Raw genomic sequence first — 21,899 nt, 5'->3', positions numbered from 1 at the left:
TTAGGCGTGAACCGCAAGTCCGTCGACTGCAAGTGCTGCTTCTCCGAATGCTTCTGACAAGGCCGGGTGTGGATGCACGAGCTGTCCGACTTCCCATGCCGTTGCATTGAGTACGAGCGCTAATCCACCTTCACTGATCAGTTCCGTTGCTTTTGGTCCGACGATGTGAACGCCGACAAGATCATCTGTCTTCGCATCGGAGACGAGCTTGATGAATCCTGCCGCCTCTCCTTCGATTCGCGCTTTCCCTAATCCGTTGAACGAGAAGCTTCCGACCTTAACGTCCATTCCGGCACGTTTCGCTTCGTCTTCCGTCAAACCGACCGATGCCGCTTCCGGTACGCTGTAGATACAACGTGGTACGAACGCATACTCAAGTGGTGTCGTCGTTCCGTTTACGATCGCCTCGACCGCTTTGACACCTTCTGCTGACGCGACGTGCGCCAGTTGTAAGCGACCGATGACATCCCCGATCGCATAGATATGTTGATCCTTCGTCCGGAAATGGTCATCTACTTGGATGAAGCCATTTTCGACGACGATATTCGTGTTTTCAATCCCAATGCCTTCGACGTTCGCTATTCGACCGATTGCGACAAGCAATTTATCCGCTTCAAGCGTCGTTTGTTCTCCGTTACGGTCGATCGCGATCGAGACACCGTCTTCTGACATCCGGAACGTGTCACTTTGTGCAGCTGCGCCGGTATGAATCTTGACGCCCCGCTTTTTCAATTGACGGGCGACTTCACGACTGACTGCCGCATCTTCCGTCGGTAAAATCCGGTCGCTGAATTCGACGACCGTTACTGCGACGTCAAAATCCGTCAACATCGATGCCCATTCGACACCGATGACGCCGCCACCGATGATGACGATCGACTTTGGCAAATCTGCCATATCGAGGGCATCATCCGAGCTGAGGACATACTCTGAATCAAAAGCAAGTCCGTTCAATGGACGTGGACGCGACCCTGTCGCGACGATCAATTGACGCGGAAGGATCAACTCGCCTTCGCCTTCTTCCGGCTCAACGCTGATTGTTCCCGGCATTGGTGAAAAGATACTTGGTCCAAGAATCGAACCCCGACCATGAAAGACTTCAATCTTTCCTTTTTTCATCAGATGCTGAATACCTGCCTCTAACCCATCTACGATCTCTTGTTTACGTTGTTTGACCTGTTCGAATCGTAAAAACGATTCCGGTACGTCCACGCCATATGTAGCAGCGTGTTTGACCGTCTGATAGACTGCTGCTGATTTTAAAAAGGCTTTAGATGGGATACAGCCACGATGTAAGCATGTCCCGCCTAATTTTCCTTGTTCCACGATTGCTACCGACTTCCCGGCTTGTGCCGCACGAATCGCGGCGACATATCCACCGGGTCCACCACCTAGGACAACGACGTCGAATTCTCTAGCCATGTTGGTTCGCCTCCATATTCCTTAACTTCTTCTTCCCCACGTAAGACACGCAACACTCCTTCTGCGAGCGCCTGCAACTCATCTTCACCAGGACTACGTACGACTTGACCGAGGTGGGCGATGCGTTCTTCGATCGCACGCGTCAATCGATCACTATAGGCAAGTCCGCCTGTTAGGATGATCGCGTCGATCTGACCGAACAAGACGGCACTTTGACCAGCGATCTCTTTTGCGATCCGGTACGCCATCGCGTCATATAACAACGCCGCTTTTTCGTCGCCTTCCTCAATCCGGTGCTCGATCTCGATCGCGTCAAACGTTCCCAAGTGCGCGACAAGTCCGCCTGACCCAACGACCAGACGCTTCATCTCTTCGAGTTTATACTTGGTACTATAACATAGTTCTACTAGTTGACCAACAGGTAGCGATCCGCTTCGTTCCGGCGAAAACGGTCCTTCTCCATCGAGTCCGTTGTTGACATCGATGACACGCCCCTCTTGGTGCGCACCGACCGTAATGCCGCCGCCCATGTGTGCGATGATCAGACGTAGTTCCTCATATGGACGTCCGATTTCCTTCGCGTACCGCTTCGCGACAGCTTTTTGATTCAAGGCATGGAAAATACTCTTTCGTTCAAGTTCAGGTAAGCCTGTAATTCGCGCAATCGGCTCAAGTTCGTCAACGACGACTGGATCAACGATGAACGATGGGATATCGAGTGTCCGAGCAATCTCATCCGCGAGGAGTCCACCGAGGTTCGAGGCATGGACGCCAAAAATACCGCTGAGTAAGTCTTCTCGCATTTCCTGGTTAACGGCGTACGTACCGCTAACGAGTGGTCGGAGTAGTCCTCCGCGTCCCACGACTGCAGTAAGCGCTTTCAAATCGATCTGTTCTTCAGCTAACACTTCGAGTAACACATGACGACGCATCTCCAGCTGCGCTGGAAGCGGTCCTCCGACCGCCTCCGCTGGATGGCGTAACGTCTTCGTGAACACCTGATTCGCCCCTTCGAAGATACCAATCTTCGTCGACGTCGAACCGGGATTGATCGTTAAAATACGTTCGCTCATGGATATCCTCCTCTGATCAGCCGCGTGATCCTAGAATGTTTTTATCACGACGCAGGAACTGGCTGCGGGCACTACGCATCGTCGCAATGCGCTCTTCTGCCATTTTCTCAGCCGCCCGGTATGTCGGTAAATGATCGCGTTTTGCGATTTCGAACACTTTCGTGACTGCATCGTAGACGAGTTCAACTTTTTTCATGGCACGATCACGGTTGTATCCGTCGAGTTCATCGGCAACGTTGATGACACCACCGGCATTGATGACGAAGTCTGGTACGTATAAGATATCGCGTTCTTCAAGCATGTCACCGTGACGGTCTTCTTTGAGTTGGTTATTTGCTGCACCAGCGATGATCTTGACTTTCAATTGTGAAATCGTCTCGTCGTTCAATGTCGCACCGAGGGCACATGGTGCAAAGATATCCGCTTCGACACTGTAGATGTCTTCTGGTGCGACGATCAAGGCACCGAATGCTTCTTCTGCACGTTGAAGTGCTTCTTGGTTGATGTCCGTGACGATCAGTTTCGCCCCTTCTTCATGTAAATGACGGCATAGATTGAAGGCAACGTTACCGACACCTTGGATCGCAATCGTTTTTCCACCAAGTGAATCTGTTCCGTACACTTCTTTTGCCGCTGCTTTCATTCCACGGTAGACACCGTATGCCGTAACCGGTGATGGGTTACCGCTTGATCCGAATGCTGGGCTGACACCAGTAACGAAATCTGTCTCCATGTGGATGTAATCCATGTCTGCAACCGTCGTATTGACATCTTCTGCTGTGATGTAACGACCGTTCAGTGACTGGACGTAACGTCCGAATGCCCGGAAGAGTGCTTCTGACTTTTGTGTCTTCGCATCGCCGATGATGACAGCTTTACCACCACCAAGGTTCAACCCAGCGGCTGCGTTCTTATACGTCATTCCTTTTGATAAACGGAGCGCATCAATCAATGCCTCTTCGTCTGATGCATAGTTCCACATGCGAAGTCCACCGAGTGCCGGTCCGAGTGTCGTGTCATGAATCGCAATGATTGCTTTTAGTCCTGATACTTTATCGTGGCAAAAAACGACTTGTTCGTAATCTTCCATCTCCATTGTTTCAAAGATGCTGAAGCGTGATTCTACGTTTGTTTCGACCATTTTAAGTTCCTCCTCAGATTGTTTGTTTTACTTTTTTCGTCTGTTGGGCATTTAATAGCGCAAAGGCTAGTGAGTACATTTTTGCTTCTGCTGTATCGGCACGGCTAGTCAAAACGACTGGCGCCCGCGCTCCGACGAGAATCGCCGCAACCGAGGCATGTGCGAAATACATGAGTGATTTGTAGATGACGTTTCCGACTTCAATTTGCGGAACGACGAGTAAATCCGCCTGACCTGCTACGTCTCCCGTTAGCCCTTTTTGCTGGGCAGCGACGAGATTTACGGCATTGTCGAGTGCGAGTGGTCCGTCTACAAGGCAATCCTTGATTTGACCACGTCGGTTCATTTGTGTTAGCAGAGCGGCATCAATCGTCGCCTGCATCGTTGGATTGACGACTTCGACAGCTGCTAAGACTGCGACTTTTGGTAAGCCGTATCCAAGCGCTCGTAAGGCGGAGACACCGTTTTCGATGATCTTCACTTTGTCTTCGAGTGTCGGTTGGATATGAATCGCTGCATCGGTTAATCCGATTGCTGATTCACGCCCCGGTACTTCAAACAACGCGACATGCGACAAGACATTCCCTGAACGCAGACCCGTTTCTTTGTTCAAGACAGCTTTCATGAACGTTGCTGTCGGAACAAGACCTTTCATCAAGACGCTCGCATCCCCTTTGCGAACGGCATGAGCGGCACGTTCTGCCGCTTCTTGCGATGTAGAAGTATGAGTGATCACGAACTGTGACTCTCGTAATGCTCGCTTTTGAATCATCTGCTGAATCCGTGTCGCATCCCCGAACAAATGAAAACGCGCTAAATCGTTCTCAATTGCTAATGCGACAGCATCCATCACTTCTTCGTCATCCGCAGCTGCAATCGCAACGACGGAATCTTCGAGTCGAGCTGCCTGCTCGACCATTTCACTGAATCTCACCGTATTCCCCCCTCACCTGTCATACATAAATAGTAATAGCAATTTTCGTGCCAATTCAAAAGAGACGGTAGGTTAAGCAAGAACGTCTTTAATTTTGCACGCTTTTGCATTTTTTGCAATATATTGCACGCAAAAATTTGCGCTTCACGAATAGATGTTAAATCGTTCCACTTTGTAATAAAGTGCCCGAAGAGAAATTCCTAGTTGTTTCGCCGCTTCTGTTTTGTTGCCATTAAAGGCAGTAAGCGCTTCCCGAATCAACCGTTCTTCGACGTGTGACATCTCGTCCGATAGATGCTTGATTTCCTTTTTCTGTCTCGTCGTGACTTTCGTTGTTTGTGGCACGACAAGCTGAAGATGACCTTTTCGCAAGACGGTTTCTGTTTTATCCGTAAAAATCAACGCGCGACCGATGACATTTTCAAGCTCGCGGACATTTCCTTTCCACGGTTGCTTCTTCATTGCTTCAAGTACATCATCTGAGATCCGTCCGACCGATCGTCCATAACTTTGATTCAATTTACGGAGTAAGTGCAAGGTCAATGGTGCGATATCATCCGGTCGCTCACGTAGTGCCGGTATGTGAATCGGTAAACGATTGATCCGGTAGTAGAGATCTTCTCGGAACTCATTCATGATGATCTTTTGCTCTAGATTCGCATTCGTCGCCGCGATAATCCGGACATCGACTGGAATCGCCTTCGTCCCACCGACGCGAACGACTTCATTTTCCTGTAACACCCGTAATAGTTTGGCCTGGACGTCGAGTGGTAGTTCGCCAATCTCATCTAAGAATAGCGAACCTCCATGTGCTTCTTCGAAATACCCCCGCTTCCCACCACGTCGCGCTCCTGAGAACGCGCCTTCCTCGTAGCCGAATAGTTCACTTTCGAGTAACGTCGGTGCGATTGCCGCACAGTTGACGCGGACGAATTGTTCATATTTACGTTCGCTCGCTGCATGGATCGCATGTGCAAACAGTTCCTTGCCGGTTCCGGATTCACCGCGAATCAAGACGTTGACGGGCATCGTTGCCGCAAGCTTTGCTTGATCGACGACGAAGCGCATCGCTTCACTCTCAGCGATGATATCGTCAAAAGTATATTTGGCTTCGAGCGTCCGGATTTTTTGTCGCGCTGCCTTCAATTCTTTGGCGAGTGCCTTCATTTCTGAAATATCCCGAATGACCCCAACGGAACCGCGGACTTGTCCATCGACGATGACGGGTGCCGCATTGACGATGATATCACGTTGATCTTGCCCGATCTTCATGCGAACATCCCGCACGTTCTCGCCCGTATTCAAGACTTTCAAATGAACGGATTCCTGCATTCCGATATCGGCACTTGCCGGTTTTCCGACAACGTCTCGCTCCGTGAAACCAGTCATACGCGTATATGCTGGATTGATCAGCATCGTCTGTCCGTCTTGATCGGCGACGGAAATCGCCTCGCTCGTACAATGAATGATTGCTTCGAGCATTTTCTCTTTTTCAGTCAATCGCTCAAGCAACACTCTGACGAATTCACCCGGTAAGACCGCTGCTCCCGGAAAATCATGAATCAATTGCTCAAGTACGCCAGTTTCTCCTGTAGCGTCAATGATGAAATCGACATCAGCTCCTTCAAAAGCTGACCAATTCGTTTCGATCCGAATGTCCGCACGCCGTGCAAGCGCCACCCCAGGCGCCTCCATGTTTGGATCGACGAGACCGATGACCGTTAATAATGGTGAACGTTGAAACGCATGCAGGACTTCTGTTCCCCCTTGACCAGCCCCGACGACGAGTAGATGATGCATATGAATTCCCCCTTTGAAACTGCTTACATTTCTATCGTACTCGGAATAAAATAGGGAAGCAAACCCGATTCGCAGAACGATCGATTTTTTGATACAATACGCTTGGAAAGGAGTGGCGTCCTATGCGTATCATTGGTTTGCTCTCATTATTAATCCCCGGCATCATCGGCGCGATTGGTATTAAGCTCATGCGTGATAGTGTTTTTCTAATTGCGCAAGTGCCGTTTAAATACTTAGGCGATGCGGCTTGCGTATATGTACTGCAAGGTCTCGTTGGTTTAGTTCTTGCGATGGGTGGCATTGGATTTGTCGCAGGATATGTCTTTTATCGCGATCGAAAACGTGGAAAAGTCTCCGACCGCTATCAAAAAAAATGAACACAGAAAAAGGTCCCCATCTCTTGAACTCATTTCAAGCGCGGGACCTTTTACTCGTATAAAATTGGTTTCACTTACGGATGAACTCCTCTCATAGTTAGAACTATTCGTGTACTCCAAAACCTTAGGTGTTCCTCTTAATGAAGAGGTAGAAAGAAATCAGATCTGGCTATCGGGCTAACGATAGAATGGTGTTTCAGTTCCATCATCTGACTGTACTCGGGACCTAGGTGGAGCGTAATGTCATCCGCTTGAAGCAGTCAAACATTCGGTTGCTAACAATCACTGCTAGACAACACTCCTTTTCACGAACTGTACTTTTCATTTTAGACGATCCGTTACCTTCCACTTTTCCCTAGCTTCGAAATCATGGAAGCTCCCATTCATTCGAGATTTCCCATCTAGAATGAACAAGATACCTTGGTACGACTTCTACCAAGAGAATGTCGTCCGGCATTCTTGAGCCATTTACAGTTGGCGTTCTGAGATGATGTTCATCAACAGGATTTCCGGAGTCCTTGTCGACTCGACGTTCATCTGACGTCTTGCCAAATCATTTGGTACTTTTATTATAACAAACATTTCAGTTTATGCAATATTTATTTGCAAGCGCTTTTATATATTTTTAGCTTTACGGTATGCTATAAGCAGAACGTAATCGAAAGGAGCTCTTTCATGCGAAAAATCATCGTTTTCGAACATCTATCGTTAGACGGTGTCGTTCAAGCACCGAGCGGAAAGAATGAGGACATGAGCAATGACTTCGAACAGGGGGGATGGACTGCTCCATTTCAGCATCCTGAGATCGGTCAGGTCATCCGTGGATGGATGCAAGAGGATTGCGCCCTGTTACTCGGTCACGCGACTTACGAGCAATGGTCGAGTTACTGGCCACTCCATGCAGATATCTGGCCAGTTGCCGATCGTGCCATGAAGTATGTTGCTACGCGACATACACCACCTATTCGTTGGCAGCCGACGACATATTTGAATCAACCGACTTCAGAACTAACACGCTTGAAACAACAAGACGGACCACCGCTTCACGTCTGGGGTAGTAGTCAACTTGTTCATACGCTTTATCAAGCTGATCTGATCGATGAACTTCGATTGATCCACTATCCGGTCATCGTTGGTTCTGGTAAACGTCTATTTCCCGACAATGGAATGACGCCTCTTACTTGGAACGTCACGAAACGACACACGTTTGATAACGGTGTGTTGATCGCTTACTATGAACGGGATCGGAACTAAAAACACACCGTCTAACCATCAGACGGTGTGTTTCCTTTAACCAGATTGTTCTTGATTCATATGACTCGAAACATACGAGATGAATTCTGAGTTCTTCGGACTTTTCTCTTGTTCGATCCGACCATTGAAGAGCTCGTGCTGTTGCATCCCTTCGTTCCAAGCGGACTTGATGGCGTGACGCATCGCTCGTTCAACGCGAGATGCCGTCGTTTGATGTTTTTTCGCAATCGTCGGATAGAGTTCCTTTGTGATCAATCCAAGTAAATCTTCCCGTTCAAGCACCATTAAGACAGCGTCCTTTAAATACGTGAAGCCTTTGATATGCGGAGCAATCCCCACTTCTCGCAGTGTCGTACCGACTCTTAAGTCAATCGTTTCAACGATTGGTACTTGTCCTTGATGCGTCACGAGACGAATTTTTTGAACGAGCTGATCCATGCTGAACGGTTTAAGTAAGAAGTACGATGCTCCGAGGGTGACCGCCTGTTGAGAGACCTCATCCTTACCGAAAGCACTCAACATGATGACTGCAGGATTCTTCTTTTTCTTCATCAACTCTTCGAGCACACCGAGCCCATCTAAATGAGGCATGATGATGTCGAGAAGCAATACATCCACTTCATGTTCTTTCATACGTTCGAGACAACTCTCGCCGTTGTAGGCGACGCAAACGACTTCCATGTCTTCTTGCGCAGAGATATGCTGGCGAATCAGTTCGACCATTTCGCGATTATCATCTGCTATCCCGACTTTAATCAATCCTTACACCCCATTTTTAAGCGATTCTTTCATCGTCTTCGCCTGATCCATCAATTCCTCGGCATGGCGTAACGTCAAATCCGTCATATGCGCACCGGAAATCATCCGTCCCAGTTCGTTTCCTCGATCTGACTGAGACAAGACATTGACCTGTGTCGTCGTACGATCCGTCTCCTCAATCTTCCGAATATAGAGATGTTGATCGGCCATCGAAGCGACTTGCGGTAAGTGCGTAATACAGAGCACTTGTCCATCTACCGATAAACGATAGATTTTTTCAGCCATCGCTTGTGCGACACGACCCGATACTCCTGTATCGACTTCATCGAAAATGATCGAAGCGACTCCGACCGAGCGCGAGAAGATTGACTTCAGTCCGAGCATGATACGAGATAACTCTCCGCCCGATGCGACTTTTCCGAGCGACTTGAATGGTTCTCCCGCATTCGTCATGATGAAGAACTCGACTTGGTCGATCCCGTTCTTGCGTAGCATCGGTGTCTTCCCGTCTTGAAGAAAACGAATTTCAAATCGTGCTTTTTCCATGTAGAGCTCACGCAACTCTAGATGAATCGCTTCGCTTAATTGAACGGCCGCTTTTCGACGCTGTTGCGAGAGTCGACCACCAATTTCAAACAATTCGCCTTCGAGCTGTTCGACTTCGGCTTTTAATCGTTCAATCCGCTCATCTCGATTCGTCATCGTATCGAGTTCAACTCGAATTTTTTCCCCATACGCGATGACTTCCTCGATCGTCGCCCCGTATTTTCGTTTCAGCTGCTGAAAGACGGATAGACGTTGTTCGATCTCATCGAGTCGATTGGAATCAAACTCAAGTGTTTCAAGTTGATCTCGAATTGCATACCCGACTTCTTCGAGTCCATAAAAAGCGCTTGCGATCGCGTCACTCTGCTGCGAAAACTGTTCGTCGATGCTTGATGCTTGCTGTAGTTCACGCATCGCGTCTCCAACAGAATCGATGCCGCGCATCTCATCGTGTAAAGCATCATACGCTGTCTTTAACGACGCATATAGCTTTTCGAAATTCGCGAGACGATTCCGTTCAACGAGCAACTCATCTTCCTCGTGTGCTCGAAGTTTTGCGCCTTCAATCTCTTCCGTCTGAAAAGATAGTAAATCGACCCGTTGAGCGAGTTCTTGCTCACTTTGCGCGAGCGATTGCAAAGCCGTCCGTTTTTCTTCATACGCTTGGTAACCGGACTGGTAGGCTTGAAGAAGCGGCGCGATTGCCTCTTGCGCGAAGTCATCGAGAATCGCTTGATGATACGTACTGTCCATTAAATGCTGATGTTCATGTTGCCCGTGCATGTCGACGAGGACACGTCCGAACTCACGTAAGATCGTCAGTGTGACCAGCTTATTGTTGACGCGACAGACACTTTTCCCGGTCGCGAACAGATCACGACGTAAGATGATCAATCCATCTTCGATATCGATACCGTACTCTTCTGCGAGATCATAGACGAGATGGTCGTCTTCAATCAGAAATAATCCTTCTAGTTCCGCCCGATCTTCCCCGTATCGAACGAATTCCGCGGATCCACGTCCACCAATCAATAATCCGATCGCGTCGAGAACGATCGATTTACCGGCACCTGTTTCCCCAGTCAAGACGGTCATTCCTTTTTTAAAGTCGATCTGTAGCTCGTCAATGATCGCAAATTGTTTGATCGATAATTCAGCTAGCATCCTGTCAACTCCTTACAGCATTTCTAAAATTCGTTCCGTCACTTCTTTCGCTTGTTCCTCACTTCGTGCGATCAATAGGATCGTATCGTCCCCACACACCGTGCCAAGCAGTTCGTTCCAGCTCAAGTGGTCCAGTAAGACAGCGACTGCGTTCGCATTTCCCGGCAGGACATGCATGACAATCAGATTTTGAGCAGAATCAATCGAGATGAAGCTGTCCCCGAGCAGACGCCGCAATTTCCCGAGTGGGTTGAAGCGTTGGTCGGCGGGTAAGCTGTATTTATAACGTCCATCATTCAACGGGACCTTAACGAGATGAAGTTCCTTAATATCTCGTGATACCGTTGCCTGTGTCACCTTATATCCTGCATTCCGTAATTCCTCTACCAATTCATCTTGGGTTTCTACTTCCGACTGGGTGATGATCTCCCGAATCTTAATCAACCGTTGCCCCTTTGTCATTCCTGCACCTCACAGTATTCTTCGATGTTACTATTGTAATCCAATAAATCATTAAAAGTCCACGTTTGCCATTTTATTATACGGTTTTCGTCGCTCCGAACAACAACGAAGACGGACCCATGAACCGGATCCGTCCTCGTTTTCATCTGTTCGTTTTAAAGACTAGCGTGTGCTTGCTTGACTGTCTCTGTCGCATCAACAGATGGGTCAAGCCCTGGTTGACCAAGGCGCGCATGCAATAAGAACTCGATGTTACCCTCTCCACCGGTAATCGGTGAATAGTCGAGCTGTTTCACATAGAACCCTTGTTGAATGAAGAATTCGACCATCTCATCGAGGACACGGACATGAATCCGCTCGTCACGAACGATGCCTTTTTTACCGATATCATCACGCCCCGCTTCGAATTGCGGCTTGACGAGCGCCATGACATCTCCTCCTTCAACGAGGATCGTCTTCAATGGTGGAAGCATCAATCGTAACGAGATGAATGATACATCAATCGTCGCAAACTGCGGCGCAACAGGGAACATGTCTGGTGTCGCATGCCGGAAGTTCGTTTTCTCCATCACTGTCACACGGTCATCCGAGCGAAGCTTCCAGTCCAGCTGATTGGAACCGACATCGAGCGCATACATATGCGCTGCTCCATTTTGTAAGGAGCAGTCGGTAAAGCCACCCGTTGACGATCCGATATCGAGACCTGTTTTACCCGTGACATCGAAATCGAATACCTGAAGTGCCTTTTCCATCTTGAAGCCTCCACGACCGACGTAGGGCATCAATTGACCTTTGACGTGCAGGTCGATGTCCGACTTGACCTTCTCACCGGCCTTCTCCAATCGTTCCGTTCCGCTAAAGACCAGTCCAGCCATAATCGACCGCTTCGCTTTCTCACGCGTTTCAAACAAACCGCGCTCGACGAGAAGAACGTCGAGGCGGATTTTCTTTACATTTTCCATGAATCGTCACACACTCTGTTTCTTTCCTTGATTGACGAAAGCGCGTACTTCTTCTGCGATTTGTCCAGGTAATAATCCGATTTCTTCTAGTAATTCGTTCACACCGCCATGCTCGATATACCAATCCGGAATACCAAAGCGTTTGACGCGTGGGAATGCTTCCTGCTCGTTCGCATGTTCAAGGACAGCTGATCCGAATCCACCTTTTAGGACGGCTTCTTCGAGCGTCACGAGTGGAATGCCTTCGGCGTAAAGGGCGTTCAGCATCTTCTCATCAAGCGGTTTGATCGTCCGGGCATTGATGACACGAACCGATAGTTCGTCTGCTAGGAGATCCGCAATTTTGAGCGCATCTTGTACTTGTGGTCCGAATGCAAGGATCGCGACGTCCGTTCCTTCACGTTCGACTTCCCATGTATCAAGAGAAATTTCATGCAATGTCTCGTCCATTGGTACACCGATACCTTCTCCACGTGGGAAACGAACGGCGATTGGCCCTTCATATTTGACGGCTGAATAGAGCAAGTGTTGCAGTTCGTTCTCATCCTTCGCCATGACGATCCGGATGTTCGGTACGTGACGCATGAAGGCAATATCGAAGACGCCTTGGTGTGTTTCACCATCTGCGCCAACGAGACCTGATCGGTCAATCGTAAACGTCACATCTAGATTTTGACGCGCCACGTCGTGAACGAGCTGATCGTATGCACGTTGGAAGAAGGTCGAGTAGATCGATACGACAGGTTTCATGCCCTGCGTCGCTTGACCAGCTGCGAACGTCACAGCATGTTGTTCTGCAATGCCGACGTCAAACATCCGCTCTGGGAATTCTTTTTCAAAACAATCGAGTTTTGAACCGACGCTCATCGCTGGCGTGATCAACGTTAACTTTTCATCGTCGCGTGCCATCTTCGTCAACGTATCCGCTACCGTAAAGGAATAACTAGGTGCTTTTGATTTCCCTTTAATGACTTCGCCAGACTCCATCTTGTATGGTCCAAGACCGTGCCATGTGCCGACGCCATCGAATTCTGCTGGACGATAGCCTTTCCCTTTTTTCGTGATGACATGAAGTAGGACAGGGCCTTCTTCTTTTTTCACGTAATTGAGCTGTTCGATCAAATCATCAAGATCGTGCCCATCGACCGGACCGTAATAGTTGAAGCCGAGCTCTTCGAAGAACATGCCAGGAACAAGTGCGCCTTTAACGGCTTCCTTCAACTTCTCGCTTCCTTTTTCAAGGCGTCCGCCAATGACCGGAATCTTTTTGATCAACGTTTCAAGCTCGTCTTGGGCAAAACGCACTTTACGCGATGAACGAATTCGTCCAAGCATTTGATGCATCGCCCCAACGTTTGGTGCAATCGACATCTCGTTATCGTTTAAGATGACGATGACGTTTTGTTGTTCGGCTCCAATATGATTCAATGCTTCGAGTGCCATCCCACCTGTCAACGCACCATCACCGATGATTGCGACTGCACGATCACTCTTACCGCTTAGTTCATTCGAAACAGCAATCCCCATTGCTGCTGACAAGGACGTCGAGCTGTGCCCTGTCTCCCAGACGTCATGCACACTCTCATTGCGTTTCGGGAACCCACAGAGTCCTTTGTGCTGACGGAGCGTATCAAACTGGCTCGCACGTCCTGTCAAAATCTTATGCACGTATGCTTGGTGCCCGACATCCCAGACGAACTTGTCATTCGGACTGTCGAATTCACGATGCAACGCAAGCGTCAACTCGACGACACCGAGGTTCGGTGCCAAGTGTCCACCTGTCGTCGCTAATTCTTCAATCAAAAAGCGTCGAATATCGCCTGCGAGTACTTCGAGTTCGGAGACCGACATACGCTTTAAAAATGACGGATCCTGTATTTCTGTCAATTTCATACCTTACCGCCTCTTTTCCTTACAATCTTATAGGGTTTGTACCCTACATTGTACTAGAACAATCTATCGAGCGCCATTGTCAGCATAGAAAAAGACGACGCAGATGCGTCGTCCTGCTTAATGGTCGCGCTTGACCACGAAGTCGAGCAGTTCCTTAAGTGTCGTCGCTTCGACTGATAATGCATCAATCGCTTGTTCCGCTGCTTCCACCTGAGCTGTCAGCGCGCGTTTCGCGCCTTCAAGACCCAGTAATTTTGGATACGTTGCTTTTTCGTTCCCTTCGTCGCTACCAACCGGTTTGCCGATTTTTTCAGCATCTCCCGTCACGTCCAAGATGTCATCTTGAATTTGGAATGCGATTCCGAGATGGCGACCGTATTGCTTCAAGTGATCAAGATCGCTCGAGCTGACCGAAGCAAGCAATCCACCCGCTTCGACTGCAAAGACGAGGAGTGCTCCTGTTTTCCGACGGTGAATCGACTCAAGCTCCGCTACGTCATTGATGCCGCCGTGCTCTCCGAGCATATCGTCGAGTTGACCTCCGACCATACCTGTAGCACCTGCTGCTGCTGACAACCGTTCGACAAGAGCAAGCTTCACTTCTGGCGAAGCCGGTGTCTCAAGAAGACAGCTGAAGGCGTTCGTGAGCAAGGCATCTCCTGCTAAAATCGCTGTCGCTTCATCAAAAGCGATATGATTCGTCGGACGCCCTCGACGCAGATCATCATCGTCCATTGCTGGAAGGTCATCATGAATCAGTGAGTATGTATGAATCATCTCGAGTGCCGCAGCAGTCGCGTCACCTTTTGAACGATCGATGGAAAAAGCATCGAGTACCGCATAAATCAAGGCTGGGCGAATTCGTTTCCCACCCGCATCGAGTGAATACCGCATCGAATCGCGTAAACGATCCGGTGCGTCGAGTCGCTCCATGAACTCTTCCATTTTGTTTTCGACTTGTGTCTTCCACTCATTCAAAGCAATCATTGCGCTCCTCCTTTTTCCCGGAGCGTACCATCTTGCTCCAGGATTTGATCGAGTTTTTTCTCAGCAACGGATAACTTCCCTTGGCAAAGAGCCGTCAGTTTGACGCCTTCTTCATATAGAGCCATCGCCTGTTCAAGAGGAGCTTCGCCCTCTTCGAGTAACGTGACGATTTCTTCTAATCGTTCCAGTGCTTCTTCAAAAGATTGTTCCGTCTCCATTCTTACTCCCCATCCTCTCGTTTAGCACGAATCGTTCCATCATGGAATCGGATATCGAACGAAGACGCTGTCAATTCCTTCGCGGAACGGACGATTTGTCCATCCTGTTCGACATACGTATAGCCGCGCATCAGAACATGCGTCGGACTGACGGAGTCGAGTCGCGCGAGCACATGACGCACCTGTTGTTGCTTCGATTGCAAGAGTCGACGAACGATTTCGAGTCGACGTCGTGATTGTTCAATCGTCGCCCTTTGTTGCACGAAGCGATCCCGCATCGGCACACGCATTAAGCGTGTGTCAAGACGCTCCACCTGTTGCTGGTGTTGCGCTACTACTTGCTTGATCTCCTTTTGGAGTGACATCTCTGCTCGGTCCAATTGTTCCTGCTTCAGTCCGAGTAGGACGCGTGGTGATTTCAGACCGTAGCTCGCAGCAAGCCGTGTCACTTGCTCCTGCTTACTTTTGAGGAGTTGTGCATACGTTCGTTCTAAACGACGCTCCACATCCTGCACCCGTCGAGATAGTGCCTCTGCTTCCGGAGTGACGAGTTCCGCCGCTGCCGTTGGTGTAGCAGCACGAACGTCGGCAACGAAATCACTGATTGTAAAATCCGTTTCGTGACCGACAGCAGAGACGATCGGAATGCGCGATTCAAACACGGCTGTCACGACAGACATCTCATTGAATGCCCACAGCTCCTCGATCGAACCACCACCACGACCAATGATCAACACATCACAGGCAGCATGCTCATTCATTAGCTGAATGGCACGGCTGATTTGTGGTGCCGCATCCGCTCCTTGTACAAGGACCGGGGCGAAGACGATGGCCGCTTGCGGATAACGGCGCCGGAGTGTCGTTGCGATATCATGAAGCGCTGCTCCTTTTGGCGACGTGATGATCCCGATTCGCTCGGGAAATGCTGGCAACGATTGTTTGATGGCTGGATCAAACCAACCGCGCTCTTCAAGATCCACCTTCAAGCGTGAGAACGCCTCATATAACGCTCCTACACCGTCTTCCGTCATCCGTTCGACATAGAGTTGCATCTCCCCAGAAGAGACGTAGACGGATAAGCGCGCGGTGACGACGACTCGCATCCCATCGCGAACGTCTGCTTTGACTCGACTCGCATCCCGGGCAAACATGACGGCTTTCATCCGTGACTGCTCGTCCTTCAACGTAAAATAAAGGTGACCGGAAGAGTGTCGTTTAAAGTTCGACACTTCTCCCACCACCTGGACTTGTTGCAGAAGGGCGTCGCCTTCTAGTTCACGTTTGACATAGTGGACTAAATCGGAAACGTGAAGAGGTTCGCTCATCGCGCAGCCTCGATCGTGTTATGCAGTAGCATCGTGATCGTCATCGGACCAACGCCACCCGGAACAGGTGTGATCATCGATGCAACGTCTTGTACCGTATCAAACTCGACATCACCGACGAGTTTGCCATCGACACGGTTGACACCAACGTCAATGACGACAGCATCCGGTTTCACCATATCCGCCGTAATCAGCTTCGGTACGCCGACTGCGACGATCAAGATATCCGCTTGACGCGTCATCGCACCGAGATCTTTTGTCTTGGAATGACAATAGGAAACGGTAGCCGATTCATTCAAGAACAACATACCGACGGGTTTACCGACGATTTGGCTACGACCGACGACAACGACGTGTTGACCGGCAATCGGTACGTTCATCTCTTTGACGAGATGAAGAATGCCGTTTGGTGTACACGGTAAAAATGTCGGTTCACCAATCATCATTTTCCCGACAGAGACAGGATGAAAACCATCGACGTCCTTTTCAGGAGAAATCGCAAAAATGACTTTGCTCTCATCAATATGGTCAGGCAACGGCAATTGGACGAGAATCCCATGGACACTCGCATCAACGTTCAGACGGTCGATCAAGTGAAGAAGCTCTGATTCCGTTGTTTCTGCCGGAAGTCGGATCAACTCCGAATCCATGCCGATTTCCTTCGCCGCCTTTTCTTTACCACGTACATAAGACTGACTAGCAGGATCTTCGCCAATCAGGATGACAGTCAATTGCGGTTGAATCCGCTGTTCTTTCAGACGTGCGACTTCTTCTTTCAGCTTCATACGATATGAATGGGCTACCTGTTTTCCATCGATTACTACTGCCATGATTTGTCCACTCCCCCAAAAAGTTCGATTCACTCTTCTGTCTGTTTGTCTCTATTCGGTTTTACACGTTTATGAATTTTCTTTGACGACGCCTTGTGCGACTTTACCAAGAACACCGTTCACGATTTTTGTCGCTTCTTCATCTGCGAACGCCTTCGTCAATTCAATCGCTTCGTTGATCGTCACTCGAACTGGAATGTTCGTTTCGAATAACAATTCGTAGACGGCTAAGCGAAGAATCGTCCGCTCGATGTTTCCGAGTCGTTCGAATGACCAGTTGACCAGTGCTTCTCGGATGTGTTGGTCAATCGTTGCTTTGTTCGTTTCGACACCGTTCACCAATTGCTCGACGAATGTGTCATATTCCTTACCTTCTACCGCGAATTCAATGGCCTCTTGTGCAGTCAGATCCGAAAGCTCCATTTGGAACAAAGACTGGACTGCGAGTTCGCGTGCCATGTGTCGTTTCATCATGATTTTGCGTGCTCCTTTTTTTGTCGTTCTCAATCAGTTAGTTTAGCACATTCCTCTTTTAAAAAACATAGAGAACGCCAAAAAAAGACGGGAGTTCGTCGCACAAACTCCCGTCCTGATTCAGTTAACGATCGTACCTTTTAGCTCACGCTCTGCGAATTTCGTCGTGAACGTCCCACGCCGGAATACCGGGTGACTGAGAACACGTTCGTGGAACGGGATCGTCGTCTTGACACCTTCGATCCAAAATTCAGCTAGTGCACGTTCCATCTTCGCACATGCTTCTTCCCGTGTTTCCGCATGGACGATCAACTTCGCGACCATCGAGTCATAGTATGGTGGAATCATGTACCCTGGATAGACCGCACTATCGATGCGCACACCCATTCCGCCTGGTGTCACGTATTGTGTGACGCGTCCAGCAGACGGACGGAAATCATGATCTGGATCCTCGGCATTGATTCGGCACTCGATCGAATGACCGTGGAACTTGATATCCTTTTGTTTGACGGCAAGTGGATGATCGAGCGCGACTTGCAATTGTGCTTGAACGAGGTCGAATCCAGTGATCATCTCCGTTACCGGGTGTTCGACTTGAATGCGCGTGTTCATCTCCATGAAGAAGAACTCTTCCGTCTCTTCGACGAAGATGAATTCGATCGTTCCAGCTCCCGTGTATTGAATCGCTTTTGCGGCTTTTACGGCAGCCTCGCCCATTTTTAATCGTGTCGCTTCACTGACCGCAGGTGACGGCGCTTCCTCGATCAGTTTCTGCATCCGACGCTGGACGGTACAATCCCGTTCACCGAGGTGAATGACATTCCCGTGACGGTCAGCGAGGACCTGTACCTCGACATGGCGGAATTCTTCGATGAAACGTTCTAAATAGACATCCCCGTTTCCGAAAGCTTGTTTTGCTTCACGGCGTGTCTCACTTAACCCGTTGATCAGCTCCTCTTCCGAACGAGCGACCCGAATCCCTTTACCTCCACCACCGGCTGTTGCTTTGATGATGACTGGATAACCAATTTCTTGCGCCAGTGCGACCGCTTCTTCGTCCGTGACCGTTCCATCCGAACCCGGCACGACAGGCACGCCACACTCGATCATCGTCTTCTTCGCGACGTCCTTGATCCCCATCTGACGGATCGCATCCGACGTCGGACCAACGAACTTGATTCCGCACGCTTCACACATCTCAGCAAAATCGACGTTCTCGGCTAGGAAACCGTAACCCGGGTGGATCATCGTTACTTGACGGTTCGTTGCGATTGCGAGGATATTCGTAACGTTTAAGTAGGATGAAGCAGAACTCGCCTCACCGATGCAGTACGCCTCATCGGCTAAACGAACGTGTAAGGCTTCCTTATCTGCCGTCGAGTAGACAGCAACGGTCTGTATTCCAAGTTCCTTTGCCGCTCGAATGATGCGGACGGCGATTTCTCCACGGTTGGCAATCAATAATTTTTCCATGCTGTTCACCCCCGTTTACGGACGGATCCGGAAGAGTGGTTGACCAAATTCAACGAGATCTCCATCGGCGACAAGAATCTCGACGACCGTTCCAGATACTTCCGAGTTTAAGTTATTGAAGAGCTTCATTGCTTCAAGGACACAAACGATTTGACCCACTTCAATCTGATCACCGACTTTGACGTATGCCGGTTTATCCGGATTCGGACGCGAATAGAACGTTCCGACCATCAAGGCATTGATCGTGACCGTATCATCCGCAGTCGCCTCTTCCTCGACTGGTGTTGCCGCTTGCTTCACAGGAGCAGGCGCCGCTACTGGAGCAGCAGGTGCTTGGTGCGAGACCGTCACTGTTTCTCCTTGTTTCTTCAACTTCAATTTATACGTATCCGTCTCGAGTGAGAGTTCATTTACACTCGACTGATCGAGCATTTCGAGTACTTGTTTCAACTGATCGATTTTCATCTGTCATTCTTCCCCCATCTATGCTGTATTCACAATTATTATACCAGGTGCTAATGCCTACTCAAATACTTATATTAACTGGTCATACCATTGGATGCAAGTCAAGCTGGATGAAAAAAAAGACGTCTCTCGACCTGATAGAAGGTGAGAGACGTCTTGTCGTTTCAATATTATCCGTTGTAACGACCTGTGAAATCACCTGTACGTGTATCAACCGTTACTTTTTCTCCTGCTTCGATGAAGAGTGGTACTTGAATGATGTGACCCGTCTCCACTGTCGCGTTTTTCTTGACGTTCGAAGCTGTATCACCCTTAACGCCAGGCTCTGCTTCGACGATCGTCATGACGACTGTGTTCGGTAATTCAAGACCGAGGATTTCGCCGTTGTAAACCGCGATTTGAACTTCCATGTTTTCAAGCAAGTATGGAAGAGCTGCTTCGACTTGTGCCGTCGTCAATTCCAATTGCTCATACGATTCTGTGTCCATGAAGACGTAAGTCTCACCCATTGGGTAAAGGTATTGCATCTTGTTACGCTCGATGTGTGCACGCTCGACACGCTCACCACCACGGAATGTCATCTCTTGGATGTTTCCGTTACGGATGTTACGCATTTTCGTCCGAACGAAAGCTGCCCCTTTACCTGGTTTAACATGTTGGAATTCAAGTACTTGCCAAATCATACCGTCTGAAGTTTTAATCGTTAATCCTGTTTTTAAATCGTTTACTGATACCATAAATGGTTCCTCCTAAAATGTCCCGTCACTCTGAATTAGAGAGTGATCAGTTCTTTTGGTGAAGACGAAAGAATTTCTCGACCTGTTTCCGTAATCAAGACGTCATCTTCAATCCGGCATCCGCCAACTTGCGGCACGTAGATACCTGGTTCGACCGTAACGATCATGCCCGGTTCAAGTTTCGTCTCAGAGCGGAACGACAAGCCAGGTCCTTCATGTACTTCTAGACCAATACCGTGTCCCGTCGAGTGACCGAAGTACTCACCGTAACCTGCTTCTTTAATGATATCACGTGTCAACGCGTCCGCTTCGATTCCAGTGATACCTGGTTTTAAGCCATCGACACCCGCTAGTTGCGCTTGTAAGACTGTATCGTAGATCTTCTGCAATTCGGCATTGATCGGACCGACTGCGACAGTCCGTGTGATATCTGAAACATAACCGTTCAAGAGCGCTCCGAAATCAAGCGTCACGAGCTCACCCGTCGCAATGACTTTCGAGCTAGCAACACCGTGCGGCAAGGCAGAACGATGGCCTGACGCCACGATCGTATCGAAAGAAGAAGACGTCGCTCCATGCTTGCGCATGAAGAATTCTAGTTCGTTTGATACTTCAAGTTCTGTTCGTCCTGGTTGAATATACGTCAAGATGTGTTGGAAGGTCGCGTCTGCGAGCTCCACCGCTTCCTTAATCATCTTAATCTCTGACGAATCCTTAATCAAGCGTAGGTTTTCAATGATTCCTGTCGTCGGAACAAGCTCGATTGCCGAAGCTTGATCGTACGCTTCAAAAGCACCGAGTGTCATCGCATCCTTTTCGACACCAACCGCGCGAACACGCGCTCCTGCCATCAATTCGCCCATCGTCTCTGGAATCGACCGTTCGATTTGGACGATCTCCATTCCTTTAACTTGGTCTGCCGCTTGCTCCGTGTAACGGAAATCCGTCACGAAGTACGCTTGCTCTTCTGTTACGAGACATGCACCACTTGAACCCGTGAAGCCGGAAATGTAACGAATGTTCTCTGCTTTCGTGACGAGTAATCCTGGAAGGTCCCGTTCCTTTAAAGCTGCTTGTAACGCCTCGATCCGTTGTTTCATGATTGATTTCCCCCTTGTTCCGATTGTTGTAAAGCTTGAAGTGCTTCCGTTGCCAGACGATATCCCGTCATGCCAAGTCCAGCAATGACGCCTTGACAGACGGATGCGATCATCGAATGATGACGGAAGGATTCACGTGCATGGACATTCGATAGATGGACCTCGATGACGGGTGCTTCGATCGCAGCGATCGCGTCACGTAACGCGATACTCGTATGCGTATAGGCAGCCGCATTGAAGACGATGCCGTCCGCTCCCCGTTCCTCGTGAAGAACATCAATCAGTCGTCCTTCATGATTCGATTGTTCAAACCGAAACTGAATGTTCGGAAAATAAGCGCGAAGGTCGTGTTCTAAGTCGGCTAATGTCGCCGTTCCATATGTATCCGGTTCGCGTGTTCCGAGTAAATTCAAGTTTGGTCCGTTTAATATCAAGACACGCAAAAAAAAACACCTCCTAGAATTCCTTTTCATTGTATCATAACCCGATTTCCGACTCCTAAA

General features: G+C 49.1%; 22 protein-coding genes. 2 read left to right on the top strand and 20 right to left on the bottom strand.

From position 1 onward, the window contains the following. The 5 genes from lpdA to MKY22_RS05025 form a co-directional block, all read right to left on the bottom strand. The gene (lpdA, locus tag MKY22_RS05045; protein WP_290778652.1) at window positions 1-1,422 is read right to left on the bottom strand and encodes a dihydrolipoyl dehydrogenase; all 1,422 of its coding nucleotides are present in this window, start codon (window positions 1,420-1,422) and stop codon (window positions 1-3) included. Then, the gene (gene buk / locus MKY22_RS05040) at window positions 1,392-2,495 is read right to left on the bottom strand and encodes a butyrate kinase (RefSeq protein ID WP_290778649.1); all 1,104 of its coding nucleotides are present in this window, start codon (window positions 2,493-2,495) and stop codon (window positions 1,392-1,394) included. The genes lpdA and buk overlap by 31 nt, the downstream gene beginning before the upstream one ends. A gap of 16 nt (window positions 2,496-2,511) precedes the next feature. Next, entirely contained in the window at window positions 2,512-3,636 is a 1,125-nt protein-coding gene (locus tag MKY22_RS05035; protein WP_290778646.1) for a Leu/Phe/Val dehydrogenase, read from the bottom strand. A 13-nt stretch (window positions 3,637-3,649) separates the two neighbouring features. Continuing rightward, window positions 3,650-4,570: a phosphate butyryltransferase gene (yqiS, locus tag MKY22_RS05030; protein WP_041255026.1), complete on the bottom strand. Its 921-nt coding sequence runs from the start codon at window positions 4,568-4,570 to the stop codon at window positions 3,650-3,652. Window positions 4,571-4,714: 144 nt separating this feature from the next. After that, a complete protein-coding gene (locus MKY22_RS05025; protein WP_058704307.1) occupies window positions 4,715-6,370 on the bottom strand; it encodes a sigma 54-interacting transcriptional regulator in 1,656 nt (551 codons plus the stop codon). 122 nt (window positions 6,371-6,492) lie between these two features. Here MKY22_RS05025 and MKY22_RS05020 point away from each other — a divergent pair, with 122 nt between their 5' ends. Together MKY22_RS05020 and MKY22_RS05015 are read left to right on the top strand one after the other, a co-directional pair. After that, on the top strand, window positions 6,493-6,747 hold the full coding sequence (locus MKY22_RS05020; RefSeq protein WP_290778641.1) for a DUF2627 family protein: 255 nt from the start codon (window positions 6,493-6,495) through the stop codon (window positions 6,745-6,747). 675 nt (window positions 6,748-7,422) lie between these two features. Next, on the top strand, window positions 7,423-8,001 hold the full coding sequence (locus MKY22_RS05015; protein WP_290778638.1) for a dihydrofolate reductase family protein: 579 nt from the start codon (window positions 7,423-7,425) through the stop codon (window positions 7,999-8,001). A gap of 36 nt (window positions 8,002-8,037) precedes the next feature. On the opposite strand, the gene spo0A is transcribed toward MKY22_RS05015, so the two are convergent. The 15 genes from spo0A to aroQ form a co-directional block, all read right to left on the bottom strand. Beyond that, complete coding sequence (spo0A, locus tag MKY22_RS05010; RefSeq protein ID WP_214728066.1) at window positions 8,038-8,760, bottom strand: sporulation transcription factor Spo0A; 723 nt, start codon at window positions 8,758-8,760, stop codon at window positions 8,038-8,040. Window positions 8,761-8,763: 3 nt separating this feature from the next. Then, a complete protein-coding gene (recN, locus tag MKY22_RS05005; protein ID WP_214728068.1) occupies window positions 8,764-10,470 on the bottom strand; it encodes a DNA repair protein RecN in 1,707 nt (568 codons plus the stop codon). Between the two features lie 12 nt (window positions 10,471-10,482). Continuing rightward, window positions 10,483-10,932, bottom strand: a complete 450-nt coding sequence (ahrC, locus tag MKY22_RS05000) for a transcriptional regulator AhrC/ArgR (RefSeq protein WP_023467586.1) — start codon at window positions 10,930-10,932, stop codon at window positions 10,483-10,485. 155 nt (window positions 10,933-11,087) lie between these two features. Further along, window positions 11,088-11,894, bottom strand: a complete 807-nt coding sequence (locus MKY22_RS04995; protein ID WP_214728070.1) for a TlyA family RNA methyltransferase — start codon at window positions 11,892-11,894, stop codon at window positions 11,088-11,090. A gap of 6 nt (window positions 11,895-11,900) precedes the next feature. After that, window positions 11,901-13,787: a 1-deoxy-D-xylulose-5-phosphate synthase gene (gene dxs / locus MKY22_RS04990; RefSeq protein WP_023467585.1), complete on the bottom strand. Its 1,887-nt coding sequence runs from the start codon at window positions 13,785-13,787 to the stop codon at window positions 11,901-11,903. 117 nt (window positions 13,788-13,904) lie between these two features. Further along, window positions 13,905-14,774, bottom strand: coding sequence for a polyprenyl synthetase family protein (locus tag MKY22_RS04985; protein ID WP_341087144.1), 870 nt, complete (start codon window positions 14,772-14,774; stop codon window positions 13,905-13,907). Continuing rightward, window positions 14,771-14,992 (bottom strand): exodeoxyribonuclease VII small subunit, encoded by a 222-nt coding sequence (gene xseB / locus MKY22_RS04980; protein WP_023467583.1) that lies wholly within the window; start codon window positions 14,990-14,992, stop codon window positions 14,771-14,773. The genes MKY22_RS04985 and xseB overlap by 4 nt, the downstream gene beginning before the upstream one ends. 2 nt (window positions 14,993-14,994) lie before the next feature. Further along, window positions 14,995-16,317 (bottom strand): exodeoxyribonuclease VII large subunit, encoded by a 1,323-nt coding sequence (gene xseA, locus MKY22_RS04975; RefSeq protein WP_341087142.1) that lies wholly within the window; start codon window positions 16,315-16,317, stop codon window positions 14,995-14,997. After that, the gene (gene folD / locus MKY22_RS04970) at window positions 16,314-17,147 is read right to left on the bottom strand and encodes a bifunctional methylenetetrahydrofolate dehydrogenase/methenyltetrahydrofolate cyclohydrolase FolD (RefSeq protein ID WP_082627410.1); all 834 of its coding nucleotides are present in this window, start codon (window positions 17,145-17,147) and stop codon (window positions 16,314-16,316) included. Before folD ends, xseA begins: the two co-directional genes overlap by 4 nt. Window positions 17,148-17,216: 69 nt before the next feature. Further along, a complete protein-coding gene (gene nusB, locus MKY22_RS04965) occupies window positions 17,217-17,621 on the bottom strand; it encodes a transcription antitermination factor NusB (protein ID WP_023467580.1) in 405 nt (134 codons plus the stop codon). 120 nt (window positions 17,622-17,741) lie between these two features. Next, a complete protein-coding gene (gene accC / locus MKY22_RS04960; RefSeq protein WP_035409099.1) occupies window positions 17,742-19,094 on the bottom strand; it encodes an acetyl-CoA carboxylase biotin carboxylase subunit in 1,353 nt (450 codons plus the stop codon). 15 nt (window positions 19,095-19,109) lie between these two features. After that, window positions 19,110-19,559 carry an acetyl-CoA carboxylase biotin carboxyl carrier protein gene (gene accB, locus MKY22_RS04955; RefSeq protein WP_341087137.1) on the bottom strand — a complete coding sequence of 150 codons (450 nt, stop codon included), beginning with the start codon at window positions 19,557-19,559 and terminating at the stop codon, window positions 19,110-19,112. Between the two features lie 170 nt (window positions 19,560-19,729). Then, the gene (gene efp / locus MKY22_RS04950) at window positions 19,730-20,296 is read right to left on the bottom strand and encodes an elongation factor P (RefSeq protein ID WP_023467577.1); all 567 of its coding nucleotides are present in this window, start codon (window positions 20,294-20,296) and stop codon (window positions 19,730-19,732) included. A gap of 35 nt (window positions 20,297-20,331) precedes the next feature. Then, entirely contained in the window at window positions 20,332-21,396 is a 1,065-nt protein-coding gene (locus MKY22_RS04945; RefSeq protein ID WP_029341091.1) for a M24 family metallopeptidase, read from the bottom strand. Continuing rightward, the gene (gene aroQ / locus MKY22_RS04940; protein WP_290778618.1) at window positions 21,393-21,869 is read right to left on the bottom strand and encodes a type II 3-dehydroquinate dehydratase; all 477 of its coding nucleotides are present in this window, start codon (window positions 21,867-21,869) and stop codon (window positions 21,393-21,395) included. Before aroQ ends, MKY22_RS04945 begins: the two co-directional genes overlap by 4 nt. Window positions 21,870-21,899: the final 30 nt, after the last annotated feature.

Source organism: Exiguobacterium sp. FSL W8-0210, from assembly GCF_038006045.1.
Lineage (GTDB): Bacteria > Bacillota > Bacilli > Exiguobacteriales > Exiguobacteriaceae > Exiguobacterium_A.
This window is presented reverse-complemented; position numbering and strand designations above follow the sequence as displayed.